The 15,659-nt window shown below is 61.2% G+C and carries 17 protein-coding genes; 9 read left to right on the top strand and 8 right to left on the bottom strand.

Annotated features, from left to right (window positions below):
- The first annotated feature begins 8 nt into the window (after positions 1 to 8).
- The gene (locus tag TR36_RS12485; protein ID WP_045392909.1) at positions 9 to 461 is read left to right on the top strand and encodes a RidA family protein; all 453 of its coding nucleotides are present in this window, start codon (positions 9 to 11) and stop codon (positions 459 to 461) included.
- Positions 458 to 1,081 carry a TetR family transcriptional regulator C-terminal domain-containing protein gene (locus tag TR36_RS15780; protein WP_045392912.1) on the top strand — a complete coding sequence of 208 codons (624 nt, stop codon included), beginning with the start codon at positions 458 to 460 and terminating at the stop codon, positions 1,079 to 1,081. The genes TR36_RS12485 and TR36_RS15780 overlap by 4 nt, the downstream gene beginning before the upstream one ends.
- Here the strand turns inward: TR36_RS15780 and TR36_RS12475 are convergent.
- The gene (locus TR36_RS12475; RefSeq protein WP_062763385.1) at positions 1,078 to 2,208 is read right to left on the bottom strand and encodes an aromatic ring-hydroxylating dioxygenase subunit alpha; all 1,131 of its coding nucleotides are present in this window, start codon (positions 2,206 to 2,208) and stop codon (positions 1,078 to 1,080) included. The genes TR36_RS15780 and TR36_RS12475 overlap by 4 nt on opposite strands.
- A 262-nt stretch (positions 2,209 to 2,470) precedes the next feature.
- On the opposite strand from TR36_RS12475, the gene TR36_RS12470 reads away from it, so the two are divergent.
- Positions 2,471 to 2,773, top strand: a complete 303-nt coding sequence (locus tag TR36_RS12470; protein ID WP_045392915.1) for a type II toxin-antitoxin system RelE/ParE family toxin — start codon at positions 2,471 to 2,473, stop codon at positions 2,771 to 2,773.
- A gap of 53 nt (positions 2,774 to 2,826) precedes the next feature.
- Here TR36_RS12470 and TR36_RS12465 read toward each other — a convergent pair whose 3' ends face one another.
- A complete protein-coding gene (locus TR36_RS12465) occupies positions 2,827 to 3,963 on the bottom strand; it encodes an ROK family transcriptional regulator (protein ID WP_045392918.1) in 1,137 nt (378 codons plus the stop codon).
- A gap of 193 nt (positions 3,964 to 4,156) precedes the next feature.
- Between TR36_RS12465 and TR36_RS12460 the strand changes: the two genes are divergently transcribed.
- From TR36_RS12460 to TR36_RS15935, 5 genes are all read left to right on the top strand, one after another.
- Entirely contained in the window at positions 4,157 to 5,134 is a 978-nt protein-coding gene (locus tag TR36_RS12460; protein ID WP_045392921.1) for an extracellular solute-binding protein, read from the top strand.
- 77 nt (positions 5,135 to 5,211) lie between these two features.
- On the top strand, positions 5,212 to 6,273 hold the full coding sequence (locus TR36_RS12455; RefSeq protein ID WP_045392924.1) for an ABC transporter ATP-binding protein: 1,062 nt from the start codon (positions 5,212 to 5,214) through the stop codon (positions 6,271 to 6,273).
- A complete protein-coding gene (locus TR36_RS12450) occupies positions 6,270 to 7,934 on the top strand; it encodes an iron ABC transporter permease (RefSeq protein WP_045392927.1) in 1,665 nt (554 codons plus the stop codon). Before TR36_RS12455 ends, TR36_RS12450 begins: the two co-directional genes overlap by 4 nt.
- Positions 7,935 to 7,945: 11 nt before the next feature.
- Positions 7,946 to 8,260 carry a hypothetical protein gene (locus TR36_RS15940; protein ID WP_062763383.1) on the top strand — a complete coding sequence of 105 codons (315 nt, stop codon included), beginning with the start codon at positions 7,946 to 7,948 and terminating at the stop codon, positions 8,258 to 8,260.
- A 26-nt stretch (positions 8,261 to 8,286) separates the two neighbouring features.
- Positions 8,287 to 8,904, top strand: a complete 618-nt coding sequence (locus TR36_RS15935; RefSeq protein ID WP_202814429.1) for a hypothetical protein — start codon at positions 8,287 to 8,289, stop codon at positions 8,902 to 8,904.
- A 42-nt stretch (positions 8,905 to 8,946) separates the two neighbouring features.
- On the opposite strand, the gene TR36_RS12435 is transcribed toward TR36_RS15935, so the two are convergent.
- The 4 genes from TR36_RS12435 to TR36_RS12420 form a co-directional block, all read right to left on the bottom strand.
- Positions 8,947 to 9,573, bottom strand: a complete 627-nt coding sequence (locus tag TR36_RS12435; RefSeq protein WP_045393189.1) for a TetR family transcriptional regulator C-terminal domain-containing protein — start codon at positions 9,571 to 9,573, stop codon at positions 8,947 to 8,949.
- Between the two features lie 86 nt (positions 9,574 to 9,659).
- Positions 9,660 to 10,340, bottom strand: a complete 681-nt coding sequence (locus TR36_RS12430) for an isochorismatase family protein (RefSeq protein WP_045392933.1) — start codon at positions 10,338 to 10,340, stop codon at positions 9,660 to 9,662.
- A complete protein-coding gene (gene rutA / locus TR36_RS12425) occupies positions 10,337 to 11,422 on the bottom strand; it encodes a pyrimidine utilization protein A (RefSeq protein WP_045392936.1) in 1,086 nt (361 codons plus the stop codon). The genes TR36_RS12430 and rutA overlap by 4 nt, the downstream gene beginning before the upstream one ends.
- A gap of 252 nt (positions 11,423 to 11,674) precedes the next feature.
- On the bottom strand, positions 11,675 to 12,601 hold the full coding sequence (locus tag TR36_RS12420; protein ID WP_045392938.1) for a nucleoside hydrolase: 927 nt from the start codon (positions 12,599 to 12,601) through the stop codon (positions 11,675 to 11,677).
- Between the two features lie 185 nt (positions 12,602 to 12,786).
- Here TR36_RS12420 and TR36_RS12415 point away from each other — a divergent pair, with 185 nt between their 5' ends.
- On the top strand, positions 12,787 to 13,527 hold the full coding sequence (locus TR36_RS12415) for an SDR family oxidoreductase (RefSeq protein ID WP_045393192.1): 741 nt from the start codon (positions 12,787 to 12,789) through the stop codon (positions 13,525 to 13,527).
- 79 nt (positions 13,528 to 13,606) lie between these two features.
- On the opposite strand, the gene TR36_RS12410 is transcribed toward TR36_RS12415, so the two are convergent.
- Positions 13,607 to 14,857, bottom strand: a complete 1,251-nt coding sequence (locus TR36_RS12410; RefSeq protein ID WP_045392941.1) for a GAF domain-containing sensor histidine kinase — start codon at positions 14,855 to 14,857, stop codon at positions 13,607 to 13,609.
- A 226-nt stretch (positions 14,858 to 15,083) separates the two neighbouring features.
- A complete protein-coding gene (locus TR36_RS12405; protein ID WP_052362663.1) occupies positions 15,084 to 15,533 on the bottom strand; it encodes an RES family NAD+ phosphorylase in 450 nt (149 codons plus the stop codon).
- Positions 15,534 to 15,659: the final 126 nt, after the last annotated feature.

The raw sequence follows: 15,659 nt of genomic DNA, 5'->3' as shown, positions 1-15,659 counted from the left end.
GAACGATCATGTCAGATACAGCAAAACCCCTTGCCCGTTATTCCGCATGGACACGCCGCGGCGATTTCATCTTTCTGTCGGGGGTGATCGCCGTCGATCCGCAGGCGGGCAAGGTTGTCACCGGCTTTGCCGATCTGCCACCCCACATCGGCCCGACCATCGGGCAGACGGGCGAATTTTCCGTCGATGCCAAGGATGGTCCCATTCTGGCCCAAAGCTGGTATGTGTTCGACCGCATCCGCGCCACGATGGAAGAGGCGGGCGGCTCCATGGCCGATGTGTTCAAGCTGGTGCAATATTTCCGCAACCTGAACGATTTCCCCCGGTACAACAGCGTCCGCCGGATGTTCTTTCCCGATACGCCCCCCGTTTCGACTGTGGTAGAGGTCAGCGCGATGATGCCCTCGGACCAGATCGTCATCGAAGTCGAAGCCACAGCATATCTGCCGGAGAAGACGTGACACGTACCGACCTTGCCCAGAAGCGCGCAGACCTGAAGGCGCAGATCCGCGAGGCCGCGATCCTGGAATTTGCAGAGCACGGGCTTGCAGGCACCTCTACCCAAGGCATCGCGGATCGGGCCGGAATAACCAAGAACAAGCTGCATTATCATATCGAAAGCAAGGAAGAGCTGTACCAGCAGGCCCTGCACCACATCATCAGGATCTGGGAAGAACTGTTCGACAGTGTCGATCTGGACAGCAGTCCCGAGGCATTCCTGTCGGATTACATCCGCCGCAAGATCCGTTTTTCGCTGGATCATCCGGCAGAGGTGAAGATGTTCACCGGAGAGGTCATGCGCGGCGCCCCCCTGCTGCGGGAAAGCTGGGCCGGATCGCGTGAGGCCAGCCGCGCCGCCGCGGAACGGATACGCCAATGGGCCGAGGCCGGGCTGATCCGCCCTGTCAATCCGATGCTGCTGCAGTTCAACATCTGGGCCATGACCGAGGCCTATGCGATCCTTGGCCCCGAGCTGCGCTTCATGCTGGATATGGAGGATGGCGAAGCGCTGGACCAAGAGGCGATCTGTGCCGAAATGACGGCGCTGGTGCTACAGGGATTGCGCCCTGCCAACGCCTAGGCCGCCCCGGCGACACGGTTCGCGATCCAGCGCGCGAATTCGAAGTTCGGCCGTTCCAGATGCGAAAGGGCACCGGGCACGGCAAAGGCGCTTTGCATCCCTTTCCACACGCGTTCGGTGCAGCCACGATCCTCGTCGTTCACATCGTCCAGCAACGCCTTCAGCGCCACAAGCTGTTCGGCCACGTTTTCATCCTGCATGAAATCATTCGACATGCCGCCACCAAACAGGATCTTCACGTGGTCCGGCCCGTCAGGGCGTAGCGAAAGGTACCAGAAATACCCGGGCGTCAGCGTGATCAGCAGCGACGGGTAGATCGCCAGCAGCCATGTACGGTTACGTTCCTCCCCCTGCAGCCTTGTGTTGGAGGGGTGTGCAAGGGACAGCGGGATGCTGTCATCCTTCAGGATATGATGGTAGTTGAAGGCAGAATATCCTTCGGGGCACACCATATCCCGCAGATTCGCCGAGCCGCCGATCGTCCCCGCGTGGCACATCGGAAGATGATAGCTTTCCATGAAATTCTCGGCCAGAATTTTCCAGTTGGTGTTCCACCGATGCTCTTCGCGAAAGGTTTCGGTGTAATCCTTCATGTCCAGATAGGGGATCAACCGCTCGATATCGGCCAGCAGCATGGCGGGTTCAGGCGCGTCGGCGTCCAGCGTCAGCATGATCCAGCCGTTCCAGTCAACGCAGCGGATGGCGGGCAGGCTGTTATGCTCCTTGCAGAAGGAAGCGTTCATGTCCATCGCCGGTGCGCCCCGCAAGGTTCCGTCCAGATTGTAGGTCCATGCGTGATAGGGGCAGACGATAGAGCGGATATGCCCCCGCCCCTCCAGCAGCACCGACATCCGGTGGCGACACACGTTCGACATGGCCCGCAGGACACCGGAACGGTCACGAAGCACGATGACCGGTTCCTCCGCGATTTCAAAGGTCAGGTAATCGCCCGGGTTGGCCAATGTTTCCGCGCGCCCCGCGCAGACCCAGCTTTTGGCGAAAACCTCCGATTGTTCCAGTGCAAGAAATGCAGGGTCGGTATAAACGGATACCGGCATGGCCTGCGCCTGCCCGAACGGAACGGAGACGTTCTGCATCAGCTCTGCCTGCGGGGTCATCTTAGACATGGCACGTCCTTTGGGTCTGGCCCCGATCGGGCCGAAAAGCGGTTCCTTAACCTGCGCGGCACGGATCCGGCAGGGATATCCGCCCCGATAATGCAATGAAATTGCGCATAGTCCATTCCTATCGTGATGGCGACAGGACAGCCCGGCCGGATCATGCCCTCCGGCATATTTGTGAACATGGTGCAACGGCGAACACGGTCCGGTGCGGGAACAGAAGGCCCGTTTCGCAGTTTTTCCTGCATCGAAGGAAGGAGCCTCCAGAATGCCACGCGGTGACAAATCCAGCTATACCGACAAGCAGAAACGCAAGGCCGAACATATTGCCGACAGCTATGAGGATCGCGGCCTGTCCGAAAAGGAAGCCGAACGGCGCGCATGGGCCACGGTGAACAAGGATGACGGCGGCGGAAACAAAAGCGGCTCGGGGCGCGGAACGCATACCGGAAATCCTGCGGCCCATAATGGCGGCAAGGCCTCTGCCGCACGCCCGGCCGAGGAACGATCAAAATCCGCAAAGAAGGCCGCCGAAACCCGCAAGAAGAACCAGCAGGCCGATCAGGACTGATCTGTCGTTCACCGCGGCGACATGGCTTTTGCGCCCGGGATGCAGCGGCGACCCTACCGCCAGCCCTTCAGCGCCCGACCGGGATAGTGCCCCGGCGTCATCGTGCGGTACAGCGGAATGGTGGCCGCACCGCGATGCATGAGGGCGCTATGCGGTGTGACGGAAATTTCCGGCGCCTCGACCAGAAAATCCTCCCCCAGACTGCCTTCGAGAATGCGCATCCGCATCCGTTCCTGCAATACCACGGGCAGCGTGCCACCGATGACGATTTCGCCCGGATCCACCGTACGGGCCAGCATCAGGACCAGCATGCGCAACTGTTCGGCCGCCTGCTCGACCCATTCCTCCACCAGCGGATGATCGACATACTGTGTGCCGATCTCGGACAAACGCTCCACTGGCAGGCCGTTGCGGCGCAGGTGGTCGCACAGATCCTGCCCCGAGGGCCGCGGTCTGGATTTGGGAAAAATGCCCCCGAATTCCGCCGCGTTCCGGTGCGCGCCGCGATAGAGCGAGCGGCGCATCACGATGCCCCCGCCGATCCCGTAGGTCAGAAGGATCAGGACGAAAGTATCCCGCCGCTTGCCCACGCCATAATAAAGCTCGTTCAGCGCAGCCGCCTTGCCATCGTTTTCATGATGCACCGGCATGTTGAAATAGGGCTGGAAATCATCCGGCGCATTGATCGCTCGCCAATCGGCAAACTGCGGAATCCGCGTCAACCGGCCGGAGTCTTTTGAGAAATGACCGGGAAAGGACAGCCCGCAGCCCACCAACCGCTCCCGCTCCAGACCCGCTTCGGCCAACACATCCTCGGCGGCGGTAGAGGCCTGGGTCATCAGATCCGCGAATTGCCGCGATCCGATCGCCATCCTTCGTTCGGCGCGGATATTGCCCCGCAGATCCGACACGCAGACCGACATTTCATCGGGGTCGAAGAAGACCCCGACAGAATGCAGCCCGTCACCGTTCAGATCCACAATGGTCGAAGGCTTGCCCCTTCCCCTACCTTCCGGCGGATCTTCGGCCTGCGCCTCGCGGATCAGCCCGTGGTCGATCAGCGTTCCGGTCAGCCGCGTCATGGTCGGTGCCGATACCGACAAACGGCGCCCCAGCTCTACCCGGGGAATCGGCCCGTCGCTCCGAATGATCTCCAGCGCCCGGCGCTCGTTGTAACCCAAATCCAGCATCTATCCACTTCCCTGCTGCCCAACAGGTAGGCAGCCGCGTCGGCCCTTCCAGACCCATGATCAATTAATGGAGATGATGTAACAAAAAATCCGTGACAAGACCCCTTCGTTCTTGACTTATTATTTTATGTTAAGAAACTTAATCGGACCACGGTCGATCAAAGGCCGGGACAGATAACCAACGGGGACTGACATGACCTTTCTTTCGAAACTTTCCCTAACGACTGCGATTGCCCTTTTTGCCGCCTCGGCCCATGCGGAAACCGTCGTCGTTTATTCCGCCGCACCGCAGCAGATGATCGACGACCTGCTGCCGATGTTCGAAAAGGCCACGGGCAACGACGTCGAACTGATCAAGGCCGGCTCGGGTGAACTGCTGAACCGCCTGCGCGCGGAGCAGGGCCAGCAGACAGCGGATGTGATCTGGAGCGTGGACGGGTCCCTGCTGGATCTGAATTCCGAACTGTTCCAGCCCTATACCCCGGCCGATGCCGACAAGTTCTACGACATGTTCCGCACCAGCGACATCTGGACGCCGTTCACCGCCGTGGTGATGGCCTTTGCCGTGAACAAGGACGCACTTGGTGATTTGCCGGTGCCGACCTCATGGGCGGATCTGGCCAAGCCCGAATACAACGACATGATCTCTTCCTCCGCTGCCGACCGTTCAGGTTCTGCCTTCATCCAGCTTGCGCTGGTCCTGCAGAATGCCGAAACCGAAGAGGCGGGTTGGGAAACCTATAAGGGCATCATGCAGAACATGGTGATCTCCAGCTCCACCGGTGCCGTGCCGCGCTTTGTCAACGACGGCGAATTGGCCATCGGCCTGACGCTGGAGGATGCGGCATCGCGGTACCGTGACGGCGGCGGCCCAGTCGAGATCGTCTATCCGACCGATGGGACCGCCATTGTGCCCGATGCCATGGCGCTGATGGCGGATGCGCCGCACCCCGATGCCGGCAAGGCGTTCATCGATTTCATCGCCTCGCCCGAGGCGCAGGCCGTCGTGGCCGAAATCGGCCGCCGCCCGATCCGTTCGGACGTCCCGTCCAAGGATACGCTGATCCCGCTGGAAGAGGTTCCGGCTGGCAAATACGATTCCATCTGGGCCGCCGAAAACCGGGAGCGTCTCATTGAGAAGTGGCAGGACCTTTCGCTCGACCTGCTCTGAGATACGCACGCGAATGGCCCGCCGCCGTACCCGCGGGCCATTCATGCTCTCTTTCCCTTACAAGAAGAAACGACCCAATGGCTGACGTGCACCTGAAACGTGTCCGGAAGAGCTACGGCAACGTAATGGCCCTTTCCGAGATAAACATCGAAATTCCGACCGGAACCTTCTTTACCCTGCTTGGCCCCTCGGGCTGCGGCAAGACGACCCTGCTGCGGGCGATCGCCGGGTTCCATACCCATGACAGCGGCGAGATCGTGGTGAATGGTACCGATATCGGCAAGCTGCCCGCGCATCGCCGCAATGTCGGAATGGTGTTTCAGGATTACGCGATCTTTCCCCATGTGACCGTGCGCGAGAACGTTGCCTTCGGCCTGAAAGAGCGCAAGGTGCCGCGCGCCGAGATCACCCGGCGCGTCGATGATATCCTCGAAAAGGTGCAGCTTGCCGCCTATGCCGACCGGATGCCGCACGCGCTGTCCGGGGGTCAGCAGCAGCGTGTCGGTCTGGCACGGGCGCTGGTGGTTCAGCCCACACTGTTGCTGATGGACGAGCCGCTTTCGAACCTTGATGCCAAGCTGCGCGTAGACCTGCGCCGCGAACTGCGCGCCGTACAGCAGAGCATGGACATGACGACCGTCTATGTCACCCATGACCAGGAAGAGGCGCTGGCCATGTCCGACACGGTCTGCGTCATGTACGGGGGCGTCATCCAGCAGGCCGCCGCCCCGTGGGAGATCTATCACAGCCCGGCCAACCGCTTCGTTGCCGCCTTTGTCGGGTCGAACAATTTCATACCGCTGGTGAACGGCACCATCGCCGGGGTTCCCGTGCCCCTTGCGCCCGGCATTCCCGGCAACGGGGCCGAACTGGCCCTGCGCCCTGAAAACCTGCAGATCGTTACCGGCACCCCGCCGGAAGGGATGGTCACCCTGCCGGCCACGCTGGATCAGGTGGCCTTTACCGGCCGCGAGGTTTCGGTGGCGCTGCATCTGGAAAACGGTCAGGAAGTGCAGGCCATCTGCGCCCCCGATCCGGCGCTGCTTGGCCTGCCGCGCGGCGCGCGAACGCAACTGGCCTTCGATCCGTCCAGGGCGCAGGTCTTCGAATCCGGCGTAACCGGGCGGAGGCTCTCATGACCGGGGGATCCTTGCGCCTGTCTGCCCCTTCCTTCTGGACATGGATCATGATCGCCGCCTGCGTAATGCTTGGGGTGCTGTTGTTCTGGCCGATCCTGTCCGTCTTCATCATCAGCTTCGAGGATGCCGATACCGGCCGCTTCACGCTGGAGAACTACATCCAGATCTTTACCCGCCGCTATTATGTCTCGGCGCTGACCAATACGCTGATCGTCGGCGTGGCGGGAATGCTGGGGGCCTGTCTGCTGGGCGTCCCCCTTGCCTTCTGCATGTCACGCTTCCAGTTGCGGGGCCGGACACTGATTTCGACCATGGCCGTGCTTACGCTGGTTTCCCCGCCGTTCATCGGGGCCTATGCGTGGATCATGCTTCTGGGCAACAACGGTGCCATCACCAACGCGCTTGGGGCCATCGGCATCGATATTCCGTCAATTTACGGGATGGCCGGGATCATCCTGATTTTCAGCCTCAAATTCTTCCCCTTCATCTATCTGATGACGGAGAATGCCCTGAACGGGATCAACAAGAGCCTTGAGGATGCCGCAGAAAACCTTGGGTGCAGCGGTTGGCGCAGGTTCCGCAAGGTCACGTTGCCGCTGGTGTTTCCCGCCGTATCGACGGGGGCGATCATTTCCTTTGTGCTGTCGATCGCCGATTTCGGCACACCCGCAATCATCGGCCGCGGGGTGCGTACGCTCTCGACCATCGCCTATACGCAATACACATCAGAGATGGGCGGCACCCCGACGATGGCGGTGACCATCTCAATGGTGATGATCGCCATTTCCATGCTGGCCCTGCTGATCCAGCGCCGGATGCTGGCAAAACGCCGCTATGCCTCCTCCATGACGCACAAACGCCAGCGCGCCCCCTTGCACGGCGCCCGTTCGGTGCTGGTGCACGGCGTGTCCTATGGCATCGCACTGGCGGGAATGGTTCCGGCCTTCGTCGTCATCTGGACCTCGTTCCTTGCAACCAACGGGCCGGTCTTTTCCGGTGGCTTCGGCCTTGACAGTTATCGCCGCATCATGGCCGAGGCCCCCGACGCCGTGATGAACAGCTTCATCTTCGCGCTTTGTGCCGTGGCACTGATCGCGGTGGTGTCCAGCCTGCTCAGCTTTATCGTCGTGCGGCGGGAAAGCTTCATTTCGGGGCTTCTGGATCTGATCCTGATGGTGCCCTATCTGGTGCCCGGCGTGGTGATGGCGATCGGCTTCGTCACGACCTTCAACAGCGGCTGGTACAACCTTGTGGGCACGGCCACGATGATCATCCTGATCGTCTTTATACGCCGCCTGCCCTATGGGGTGCGCTCCACCAGTTCAGTGCTGCGCCAGGTCAAACCCTCGATCGAGGAGGCCGCCATCGCGCTCGGTGCCTCTCCGGCAAAGACATTCCTGAAAATCACCGTACCGCTCATCATGCCCGGTATCATCGTCGGATCATTGATGAGCTTCATCACCGCCATCAATGAACTGTCGTCCACATTGATCGTCTATACCGCAAGCACGGTGACCATGCCGGTCAAGATATACCTGTCGGTCGTCGACGGAGAGTTCGGGGTGGCCGCAGCGCTTTCAACGGTCCTGACGGTCAGCACCGGGCTTTGCGTCTTTCTCGTCTTCCGCCTGTCGGAAGATCGCGAAGCCAATTTCGTCTGAAGGACCAGACCATGCAGATCGAACTTTTCTCGCGCTCCAAGCGGCGCTTTTCCGATATGCCGGGCGATGACATCGCGCTGGTTCTGCCCGGGCTGGTGCATGCCGTTTTCGATGGCGCGACCGACCCCACGGGGCAGGTGTACAACGGCGAAACTTCGGGGCGGCTGGCGGCACGCACGGCAGCACAGGCACTGGTGACGCTGCTTCTGGCCGAGGGGCCGCAGGTCGATATCACCCGGATCGGCACCGCCCTGTCGCAGGCGGTTGCCGAGGCAGGCCACAAGGCCGGGGCGACCCACCCCCCTCCACGACGCTTGCCGCGGTGATCACCTGCCCCGACGGATTCCGCATCGTGCTGATCGGAGACAGCGGGGTCCGGATCAACGGCACGCGCCTGTTGCAGAACGACAAGATGATCGATGATGTCAGCGCCGCCGCCCGTATTGCCGTGCGTTCCCACATTGCGCAGCGGATCAACGATCCTGATACGCTGGAGCTGACGGGGCGCAGGGTCAGCTATGCCGGGCTGGATGCGGCGGTGGGTGACGGCATTCTTTCCACCGCCGAGGCCGACGCCGTCCTGGCCGGGATCATGGCACGATTTTCCCCGCAGATGGGCAGCTTCACGGACGATCTGGAAACATTCCTGCGGGGCGGTATCCGGGTGCAGCCTCGGTTTGCGAATGATGCCCGCCACCCCTTGGGCTTTGCCTCGATCAACGCCACGCCGCCGCAGGGGTTCGGCATTACCGACCATTTCGTCGATGCAGCCGGTTGCCAGTCGCTCGAGATTTTTTCCGACGGCTATTACGGCCTGCCGGAAGGAACGCGCGTGGCCGATTGGGAACGCCGGTTTGACGAGATAGAGGCGGAGGACCCGCATAAACTCCACGCCTTCCCCGAGGTGAAAGGCTCTTCCAGCACCGAGTTTTCCGATGACCGCACGGTGTTGTGCCTTTACCGGAACTAGCGCCATCCTGCGCCGCCTACGATTGCGTGGCGCAGGCCCCGTTCAGGGCGCGATCATCCGTGACACGGCTGCCACGGTAAATACCTCCGCCTCATCGAACCGCTGCTCGGCCCGCGCGGGCCCCAGCACCGCGCTGACCTGCGTATCGAAATCGGCATAATGCTGTGTCATTGCCCAGATAGAGAAGATCAGGTGATGCGGGTCCAGATCGGCGATCCTGCCCTCTGCCGCCCATTTCGCGAACAGGGCGGCCGTCTTGTCCACCAGATGGCGCAGCCCGCCCGTCAGTGTCTCCCCCAGAAGCGGCGCGCCTTGCAGCACCTCGGTGGCGAAAAGGCGGCTTTCGCGTGGCATATCGCGCGAGATCGCCAGCTTGCGGCGCACATAGGTCAGGATTTCGGTGGCGGGGTCACCCTCCGCGCGGATTTCGGCCATGGGCTGCAGCCATATGTCCAGCAGGCTTTGCAACAGGCCGGTGTAGATCGCTTCCTTTGTCGGAAAATAATAGATCAGGTTCTGCTTCGACAGTCCGGCCCTACGGGCAATCGCCTCCAGCGTTGCCCCGCGCAGCCCGTTCTCGGCAAAGACGTCAAGGGCGGCATCGTGAATCAGCTGCCGCTTGGCCTGTTGGTTGCGCGTGGTTTTTCGTTTGGGCGGTAATTCTGTCATCGGTGCATCTATGCGGCGCGCCCCGGCGGAGGCAAGAGCTGTTCCCCCGCCAAGGCGCAGATCCGGGCCCACCCCGGAGTACCCCCCTAACCGCCGGTCATGGCGGTGCAGTAATCCGCCGTTTCGCCAACCCAGCCGAAAAAGGTCTTTACGTTATAGACAGAGGCATCCCGGACGAACTGCGGGCCCAGATGGTGGGTCGCATCGTCCAGCATGAGGCAATGGTATTCCAGATGGAAACCGTCGCGCAGCGTGCTTTCGACACAGACGTTCGTGGCGATCCCGCAGAACACCAGATTGCGTATCCCCCGGGAGCGCAGCGCACTATCCAGCCACGTGTTGAAAAAGGCGGAATAGCGCGGCTTGGGCACCAGCAGATCGCCCTCCTGCGGCTCCAGCTCGTCGATGATGTCATAATCCCAGCCGCCCTTCGACAGCAGCTTGCCCCAGAGTTCGGGCTGACGGCGCATGGTTTTCATCGCGTTGGACTTGGTCAGGTTCGGCGAGGCCTTGCCCCCCGCCTCGGCATAGCCTGCATCCCAGCCGTTCTGCAGGAACACGACCTGCACCCCCGCAGCCCTGCTGGCAGCAACAGCCGCACCGATATTCTCGATGCAGGACCGCGCCCCCGTCAGATCGAAACCGGCCAGATCGACGTAGCCGCCCTTGCTGGCATAGCCGTTCTGCATATCGACCACGATCAGTGCCGTTTCCTCTGGCGCGAAATGGACGTTCTCCGGCTCGGACTTGATGGTTTTTCCGCTCATGCCGGTTCCGCCACCTTGGCCGGCATGCGTGACCGCATCAGCGGCTGGATACGTGTGCCGAAATCGTCAATGCCTTTGACGAAATCATCGAAGGTCAGCAGGACGCCACCGGTGCCGGGCACGGCCGCCACTTCGTCCAGCATCCGGGCCACATTTTCATAGGAGCCGACCAGCGTACCCATGTTGATGTTCACCGCCGAAACGGGGTCCGCCATCTGGCGCACATTCGTATCACTGCCCGATTTCGTATCCTTGCTGGCCTGCAGGCCCAGCCATTCCAGCGCCTCATGATCGGCCCCGGCCTTGTAATGCTCCCATTTCGCGCGGGCAGCCTCGTCGGTTTCATCGGCGATGATCATGAACAGGGCATAGGTCTTGACATCACGGCCCGTCTTGGCCGTTGCCGCCATCAGGCGCTCGGGGTTGCTTTTGAATGCGGCCGGCGTGTTCACGCCCTTGCCGAAGCAAAAGCTGTAATCGGCATATTCCGCGGAAAACGCCATGCCCGCATCGGACGATCCCGCACAGATGATCTTCATGTCGGCCTGTGGCTGCGGCGACAGGCGGCAATCGTTCATTGTGAAATGTTCACCCTGAAGATCGCTTGATCCGGTTTCCCACAAATCGCGCAGCACCTGCGCATATTCCTTCAGATAATCATAGCGGTTCTCGAAGAACTCATCCCCCGGCCACACGCCCATCTGTTCATATTCGGGCTTCTGCCAGCCCGTCACCAGATTGACGCCAAAGCGGCCGTTCGAGATCGAGTCGATGGTAGAGGCCATCCGGGCGACGATTGCGGGCGGCATCACCAGCGTGGCCGCTGTTGCATAGAGCTTGATTTTGGATGTGACCGAGGCCAGCCCGGCCATCAGGGTAAAGCTTTCAAGATTGTGGTCCCAGAACTCGGTCTTGCCGCCGAACCCCCGCAGCTTGATCATCGTCAGCACGAAATCCAGACCATGGGCCTCGGCCTTCAGGGTGATTTCCTTGTTCAGCTCGAAGCTGGGTTTGTACTGCGGGGCTGTCTCTGAGATCAGCCATCCGTTGTTTCCGATCGGGAGAAAGACGCCTATTTCCATCTAGAGACTCCGTGAATTGCCTTTTCTCCAGCATGAAAGTTTTTACGTTCGGTAAAAGTTTTACAGGGGGGCAAAGGGCCGTCTTTATTTCGACGCCGAAGAAATGGGCGGAAATTTTGTCCTTGGCGCGCAAATTGCGCCGCAAACAAAGATGACCGCACCTGTTTTCACAAAAAAACACGCCGCTTGGGGCGCGCGGGCCAAGGACCATCACCCCGCCCCTTGGCCCCCGCCGCAGTGCACAGCGCCACATCACCCGGCGGCGGGCATCATCCCTTCGGACCGCATGGTTTTAAAATACGCGGATTTGATCCTGTCCGGGTCACAGCCGAGGGCCACGTCGATCACCCGCCCGCCCGTCTTGCGCGCGGTCTGCCCCATGGCGGGCCCGTCAAGCACCACCTCCACAGGAATGGCCGATGTTTCTACCGCCGCAGGATCGATGCAGGCCATGACCGCCAAAGGGTCATGAAAGGCGCAGCCCGGATATCCCTTGGCATGATAGAACTCCAGATAGAAGCTGGCCATATCGCGCAGGAACGCCCCGTGGGACCGGTCGATGCGCGCGAGATCCGCGAAATCGCCCGCTGTCAGGATGACCTGCATGGTCACATCCAGACCGACCATCAGCATCGGTGCGCCACAATCCAGAACGATGGCAAGCGCGTGGGGGTCGTGGAATGTATTCGCCTCGGCACTGGGGGTTATATTGCCCGGCACATCCAGCGCCCCGCCCATAAACACGATCCGTCGCAGACGGCCGGCAAATGCCGGGTCCCGCTGGATGGCCAACGCAATATTGGTGATCGGCCCGATGGCACAGATCACAAGCTCTCCCGGATGCTGCCGTGCCATGCGGATCAGGAAATCTGCCGCATCCCCCTCGCACGCCACCTGCGTCGGAACCGGCGCGGGCAACAGGCCGAACCCTTCATCACCATGCACACCATGCGAGGGGGGATAGGCCGGAACACTGAGCGGCTGCGCCGCGCCCTGCGCCACCGGAATATCCAGCCCCGCCCGTTCTGCCAGATACAGCGCGTTCCGCGTCGCCTGCTCTATCGTGACATTGCCGTAAACCGTGGTCAGACCCAGAAGTTCTATGTCCGGATGCGCGGCCGCATAAAGGATCGCAAGCGCGTCGTCGATGCCGGGGTCGGTGTCAATAATCAGCTTCATGGGTTATCCGTATTTCAAATGCTGGCACGGGAGGGGCTATGGCCGCTGGCAGGACCTTAATTGGCCCTAAGGCGTGATTTCCGATGGTCTGCGCCTTCGTCTGAAGGCAATGCCGAAAAAGCTACAATTGCCAAGGCAACGCAATGCCCCATTTCTAGCCAGGCAATATACTGATGGAGACGAAGATGCCGGATCAAACCCAGAAAACCGCCCTTGTAACCGGCGCCTCCCGCGGGATCGGCGCAGCCATAGCCGAGCGCCTTGCCGCAGACGGATTCAGCGTGGTGGTCAATTATTCCGGTAACCAAAAGGCGGCCGACGAGGTGGTTGCCAAGATTGAGGCTGCGGGCGGGCGGGCCGTGGCGGCACAGGCGGATGTGAGCGATCCGGCGCAGGTCGCCCGGCTGTTCGACCAGACCGAGGCCGCGTTCGGGGTGCCGGATGTGCTGGTCAATTCCGCCGGTATCCTGCAGCTTTCCCCCCTTGCGGAAACCGAAGATGACGTGTTCGACCGGATCGTCGCGATAAACCTGAAGGGTACGTTCAATACGCTGCGCGAGGCGGCGCGGCGGATGCAGGACGGCGCGCGGATCATAAACCTGTCGACATCGGTCGTGGGCGCAAAACTCACGTCCTATAGCGTCTATGCCGCAACCAAGGCCGCGGTGGAGGTGATGGGCGACATTCTGGCCAAGGAACTGCGGGGGCGAAACATCACCGTCAATTCCGTGGCCCCCGGCCCGACAGCCACATCGCTGTTTCTGGAGGGAAAGACCGACGAACAGATCGAACGACTGTCCAAGGCCAACCCGCTGGAACGGCTGGCACAGCCGGTGGATATTGCCAATGCGGTGGCCTTTCTGGCCGGACCGGACGGTGCCTGGATCAACGGCCAGACGCTACGGGCAAACGGCGGCATGGTCTGACCCCGCCGCGTGACGGGCCTGCCCGTCACGCGGGACAGGCTGCGGCAGGACGGGACGCACCTGCCGCATGCCCGGTCCGTCACTGCAGCGCAACCGCCTGCGGCAGCAACGGCAGTTTGAAAATAAACGTCGTCAGCCCGTTTTCGCATGTCACCTCGATCCGGCCATTATGCGCCGTGGCGATGGAGGATGCGATATAAAGCCCGAGGCCAAGCCCTTCGCCTGCCGCATGGGCACCGCGCCGGAACGGATGGAACAGATCCTGCCGCAATTCATCCGGCACGGCGGCCCCTTTGTTGGCCACGCTGATCTCGATGCCGGATTCGCCGATCATTCCCTGCACACAGATCTGCGTGCCCGATGTGCCGTAGCGGACCGCATTCGACAGCAGGTTCGAAATTGCCTGCGCCACGCGGGGGGCATCACAGCTGACAGGCCGGTCAAAGCGAAGATCGAGCGTAATGTGCTGATCGGGCGAGGCCGCACGGACCTCCTCCACAACCTGCGTGATCGCCTCGGCCAAAGGGGCGTTCGCCTCGGATGAGATACGGATGCCACCGCCCAGACGGGCCTTGGCATGCAGCATGATATTCTCGATCAGGTCCTTCATGCGGCGCACCGAGGATTGCATCAGCGGCAATATCACCTGCGCCTTATCGGTCATCGGTTCCCGTGCCAACTGCCGCAACCCGGCATCCAGTGCCGCCACGGGGTTGCGCAGATCATGCCCCAGAACGGCCACGAACTCCTCTTGGATGCGGCTCAGCTCCCGCTCGTGGGCCACCATATGCTCATGCGCCTCAAGCCGCTCTTCGGTTTCAAGGCTGCGACCGATGATGTCGGCAAACATCTCCAGCATCGCAACGGCACGCGGGTGCTTCACATCCCGCGGTTCGGTATCGATCGCACAAAGCGTGCCAAAGAAGCTGCCGTCGCTGCGGTGGATGGGAATGGACGCATAGCTCACGATGCCGAACTTGTCCGCAATCGGGTGCCCCTTGTAGATCTCGTCGGTCGCCGCGTTGTTGAACATCACCTTCTGCGAGGTATCGCGCACCGACTGGCAGAAGGTTGACTGGATATCGATCTCATCACCTGAATTCAGGCCGAAGTTCACCTCATCCACCGTGCGACAGGCAACCCAGCGATCCGCGGTCACACGGGCCACGGCAGCAAACCGCATGTTCGTTGCCAGTATAACCGTTTCCAGAACCGTCCCGATCAGGGCACTGTTGGCCAGCATCTCGATATCGGCCTGAAAGCTGTGCTTTCCCTCCAGATAGGCGGCATGGTCCTGTATCACGGCCTGCCGCCCTGTCCCGTCGCCCATCCTGATCTCCTCGCGCTTGGCTTTGCGGCAATATATATCTGATTTGTCGTGAAAATAAGGGATGACCCGACGTCTTCCTCGACAGTATTCGACTTTGCCCCGAATGTATAACACATCGGACACGGCCCAGTCCCGACACCGAAAAGCTGACTTATAACATTGACTTAGAGGATATTACCACCATCGCGTTTTCAAGATGCCGCCCCGCAGGCCGCCAGACCCGTGCCTATGCCTTGAACGGGGTAATGGGGCCGACAAGGCCAAGACAGGAGGGTGCAAACACCACCACATGGGACAGATCCGGCCGTGATCTGGAGGAATAGAGCATCGCCTGCGCCCCCGCAGCGCGCGCCTTGTCCGAATACGCCCATGTTGGCGATACGGCCCCACCCGCCCGCATATCCTGCCAGACGACAGAGGCAGCGCTAACCTGACGCACATCCGCCACCAGACCGGAGCGGAGCCACATAGGCACCAACAGGCGCGCCACCCCATCGCCAAGATACCGCCTGATCGCCACATGCGCCCCCTCCGCACTGAGCGAGGCATAGGCCGCGATCTGGCCTGAATGGTGAAACCGTCCTTCCGGCGCACGTGCCGGCATCGCCGGATCATCTACCGCCCCTTCGGGCAGGATACGCCAGACCGGACCATCATACGTGCAAAGTGGCGTCATTGCAGGATCCGCTCCCCCAAGAAATACGTTTCCGGACATTCCCCTATGAATGACGGGTGGGCCGCGCATGTGCAACAACCAGCCCATGAGGAACGGTGCACACGATATTTTGAACGGCCGGGGGAA

This window comes from Falsirhodobacter sp. alg1 (genome assembly GCF_000739715.2).
Lineage (GTDB): Bacteria > Pseudomonadota > Alphaproteobacteria > Rhodobacterales > Rhodobacteraceae > Falsirhodobacter.
The sequence above is the reverse complement of the archived record's forward strand: the minus strand, read 5'-3'. Positions and strand labels throughout refer to the sequence as shown.

Coding starts and splice junctions, on each gene's coding strand:
- TR36_RS12485 (WP_045392909.1), top strand. CDS start 9: ATGTCAGATACAGCAAAACCCCTTGCCCGTTATTCCGCATGGACACGC.
- TR36_RS12475 (WP_062763385.1), bottom strand. CDS start 2,208: ATGTCTAAGATGACCCCGCAGGCAGAGCTGATGCAGAACGTCTCCGTT.
- TR36_RS12470 (WP_045392915.1), top strand. CDS start 2,471: ATGCCACGCGGTGACAAATCCAGCTATACCGACAAGCAGAAACGCAAG.
- TR36_RS12465 (WP_045392918.1), bottom strand. CDS start 3,963: ATGCTGGATTTGGGTTACAACGAGCGCCGGGCGCTGGAGATCATTCGG.
- TR36_RS12460 (WP_045392921.1), top strand. CDS start 4,157: ATGACCTTTCTTTCGAAACTTTCCCTAACGACTGCGATTGCCCTTTTT.
- TR36_RS12455 (WP_045392924.1), top strand. CDS start 5,212: ATGGCTGACGTGCACCTGAAACGTGTCCGGAAGAGCTACGGCAACGTA.
- TR36_RS12450 (WP_045392927.1), top strand. CDS start 6,270: ATGACCGGGGGATCCTTGCGCCTGTCTGCCCCTTCCTTCTGGACATGG.
- TR36_RS15940 (WP_062763383.1), top strand. CDS start 7,946: ATGCAGATCGAACTTTTCTCGCGCTCCAAGCGGCGCTTTTCCGATATG.
- TR36_RS12435 (WP_045393189.1), bottom strand. CDS start 9,573: ATGACAGAATTACCGCCCAAACGAAAAACCACGCGCAACCAACAGGCC.
- TR36_RS12430 (WP_045392933.1), bottom strand. CDS start 10,340: ATGAGCGGAAAAACCATCAAGTCCGAGCCGGAGAACGTCCATTTCGCG.
- rutA (WP_045392936.1), bottom strand. CDS start 11,422: ATGGAAATAGGCGTCTTTCTCCCGATCGGAAACAACGGATGGCTGATC.
- TR36_RS12420 (WP_045392938.1), bottom strand. CDS start 12,601: ATGAAGCTGATTATTGACACCGACCCCGGCATCGACGACGCGCTTGCG.
- TR36_RS12415 (WP_045393192.1), top strand. CDS start 12,787: ATGCCGGATCAAACCCAGAAAACCGCCCTTGTAACCGGCGCCTCCCGC.
- TR36_RS12410 (WP_045392941.1), bottom strand. CDS start 14,857: ATGGGCGACGGGACAGGGCGGCAGGCCGTGATACAGGACCATGCCGCC.
- TR36_RS12405 (WP_052362663.1), bottom strand. CDS start 15,533: ATGACGCCACTTTGCACGTATGATGGTCCGGTCTGGCGTATCCTGCCC.